4 protein-coding genes are annotated in these 3,123 nt (G+C 74.1%); all 4 read right to left on the bottom strand.

The window, feature by feature from the left end:
- On the bottom strand, positions 1-795 hold a 795-nt coding region (locus B9S61_RS09990), incomplete at its 3' end, for a serine/threonine-protein kinase (RefSeq protein WP_146064766.1).
- A gap of 79 nt (positions 796-874) precedes the next feature.
- Positions 875-1,834, bottom strand: a complete 960-nt coding sequence (locus B9S61_RS09995; RefSeq protein WP_103541947.1) for a threonine/serine dehydratase — start codon at positions 1,832-1,834, stop codon at positions 875-877.
- Positions 1,835-1,916: 82 nt separating this feature from the next.
- The gene (locus tag B9S61_RS10000; RefSeq protein WP_103541946.1) at positions 1,917-2,594 is read right to left on the bottom strand and encodes an AIM24 family protein; all 678 of its coding nucleotides are present in this window, start codon (positions 2,592-2,594) and stop codon (positions 1,917-1,919) included.
- Positions 2,595-2,666: 72 nt separating this feature from the next.
- On the bottom strand, positions 2,667-3,123 hold a 457-nt coding region (locus B9S61_RS10005; RefSeq protein ID WP_258039605.1), incomplete at its 5' end, for a CAP domain-containing protein.

Raw genomic sequence — 3,123 nt, forward strand, 5'->3', positions numbered from 1 at the left:
ACGGGTGAGCGCCTCGCGGACCGCCTGGCGGTTCAGCCGCTCCCGCGCGTCCTTGCGCAGCAGCCCCTGGACCACCTGGGTGAGCGGGCCGGACCGTACCGGAGCGCGCAGCGGCAGCCGGTCCACCCCCCTCAGCGTGGCCTCCGGCCGTCCGCGGTCCCGGAACGGCGGGCGCCCCTCGAGCATCGTGTAGAGGATCGCGCCCAGCGCCCAGAGGTCCGCGGCCGGACCGATCCGCTGGTCGCGGGCCTGCTCCGGAGAGGCGTACGACGGTGCCGTGAGCCGGGGCGCCGACGTGGTGCCCGCCAGGCCGTACCCGGTGACGACGACCGGGCCCTCCTCCCGCAGGAACACCTGGCCGGGGCTGAGCTCGCCGTGCGTGACGGCCTCGGCGTGCGCCGCGTCCAGGACGTCGAGCAGTTCCAGCGCGATCCGTGCGGCCCGTGCGTGGCCGAACGTGCCCTGCCGGGCGAGGACCTCGTCGAGGGGCGTGCCGTCGATCCAGGCGGTGACGGTCCACAGGGAGCCGTTCTCGTCGACGGCGTCGAGAGCCGTGGCGATCCGGCCCGGGCACAGCCGGCTCACGCTCTCGGTGGCCCGCAGGACGCGGGAGGGAGCGCGCCGGGCCGTCTCACCGGCGTCCCGGGGCAGCTCGGTCAGGGTGACCAGGCACGGACGGCCCGTATGGAGGTCGTCGGCGTACCAGCCGACGCGATTGGTCTCCCGGTGCGTGACCTCGACCAGCCGGTACCGGCCGGCGACCGGCCGGTCCCCGGTGACGTGCGCCCTGCCCATGGCCATCCCTCGTCGAACCGCTGGATCCCGCTGTCCCCAGTGGTACGGGAGAGCGGGCGGGGTCCGTTCAAAGAGGGGCTCAGCGAAGCTCGAAGTGTTCCGTCCAGGCGATCATGTCACCGGTGGTGGCGTTGCCGCCGCACACCACGAGACCGAGCCGGGCATCCTCGCCGACCCGCTCCAGCACCCGCCGCGCGGCGGGCAGCAGACAGCCGGCGGCCGGCTCGGCCCACACCTTGGCGTGGTCCGCGAGATCGAGGGACCCCTGGACCGCCTCCCGGTCCGGCACCACCAGCACCTCGGTGACCAGCTCCGACACATGCGCGTACGTCAGCTGCGAAACGGCCGGGGCGCTGAGCGTGGAGACGATCGACGTCAGCTCCACCGGCACCGGACGGCCCGCCGCCAGCGCCTCGGACATCGCCTGCGCGCCCTCGGTCTCCACGCCCCACACCCGCACCCCGGGCCGCAGTGCCCGCAGCGCCGCCGCGACACCGGCGATCAGCCCGCCGCCCCCGATGCTCACCAGCACGTCCGTGAGGTCACCCGCGTCCGCGGCGAACTCCAGCCCCACGGTGCCCTGACCGGCGATCACCTCCGGGTCGTCGAACGGGTGGACCAGGGTCAGCCCCTCCTCCTGAAGCCGTCCCATCAGCGCGAACGCGCCGTCCATGTCGTCGGTCACCCGTACCGAGGCGCCCGCGGACTCAGCGATCTCCACGGCCCGGGCGGGCGCCGAACGCGGCATCACCACGGTGGCCTTCACGTCGAGGGCGGCGGCCATCACCGCGAGGGCGATCCCGTGGTTGCCGCCGCTCACCGCCACGACCCCGGCGGCCCGTTCGGCCTCGCTCAGCGCCAGCAGCTTCGCCGCCGCGCCGCGCACCTTGAACGAACCGGTGCGCTGCAGCAGCTCCAGCTTCGCCGTGACCGGCACGCCCAGCAGCGCCGACAGCCCGGGGCTCGGCACCGTCGGGGTCCGCACCACGTGCCCGGCGATCCGCTCGGCCGCGGTCTCGATGTCGGCGATCCCGATCACGACGCTCATCCTCTCCGGCGCGGGGGCTGGTGATCCGCGCCGTGCCCACCCTGAACCGCGCGGAGGCCGAGGTCAACAACGTTCAGTGCTGCTGGGCCCGGTGCGGGGTCGCCTCGCTGGGCCGCACCACGGCATACCCCTCGCCCTCCAGCTTCAGCTGCACCGCCTCGCCCGACCCGCCGCGCAGCATCGACCCCACCGACTGCGAACGGTGCAGCGAGGTGGCGAGCCCCGCCGTCCAGCCCACGATCGCGTCCGTGTCCACGAACACGGGCCAACCCGGCGACACCGGGATGACCAGCGGGTTTCCGTCACACACCAGTCCCAGCAGGCCGTGCCCGGTGAACACGCTGTTGAACAGGCCGCCGCCGGTGATGCCGGCGCCCTTCACGGTCGCGATCCGGTACGACAGCGAGGAGTCGAAGCACAGGACGTTGCGGCCGTTGACGGTGAACTCGTCTCCGGGGTCGACCTCGACGATGAAACAGTTCTGCGCCTCGTGGGCGAACCAGGCCTCGCCCTGACCGCGCACGGCCATCAGCGGCAGCCCCTCGCCGGTCACCGCGCGCTTGAGCATGCCCCCCACCCCCTGGCCCCTGCGCTCGAACCGCAGGCTGCCGCGGTGGGCGACCATCGCGCCCTGACGGGCGAGCATCTCGCCGTCGACCGTGTAGCGGAGGCACTTGGCGTTCTCGACCGTCATGCCCGGAGCCGTGGCCGGCTGCACCATGTGCCGACTGGAAAACAGGTCACCCTTCATGGGGGCATCCTCGCCCGGACGCGCGCCCTCCGCCAGGATTCCGTCCGGACGGCACGGCGGGCGGGGCCGCCCTCAGGCTCCGAAGAGCTGGGTCCAGTACGTGCCCGCCCGGCCCCCTCCCGCGAAACCGACGCCGATATGGGTGAAGTCGGCCTTCAGGATGTTGGCGCGGTGGCCGGGGCTGTTCATCCACCCCTCCACGACCTCGGCGGCCGAGCGCTGCCCGCAGGCTATGTTCTCGCCGACCGTCCGCCGCGCGGAGCCCGCGGCGGCGGCCCGGTCCCAGGGCCGGCTCCCGTCGGGAGCGGTGTGGGAGTAGAAGTCGCGGGCCACCATGTCGGCGCTGTGTGCCTGGGCGGCCGCGGTCAGCCGGGCATCACGGGACAGCGGCGGCAGCCCGGCCCGGGCACGCTCCCGGTTGGTGAGGTCGACCACCTCGCCGGCCGTGCGGTCCAGGCCGCCCGGGGTCAGCGGCGCGGCCCACAGCGCCGTCCAGTACGTGTCGCCCGACCCCGCGCCGTCGGCGGAC

The sequence above is a fragment of the Streptomyces sp. SM1 genome (assembly GCF_002910825.1).
Lineage (GTDB): Bacteria > Actinomycetota > Actinomycetes > Streptomycetales > Streptomycetaceae > Streptomyces > Streptomyces okerensis.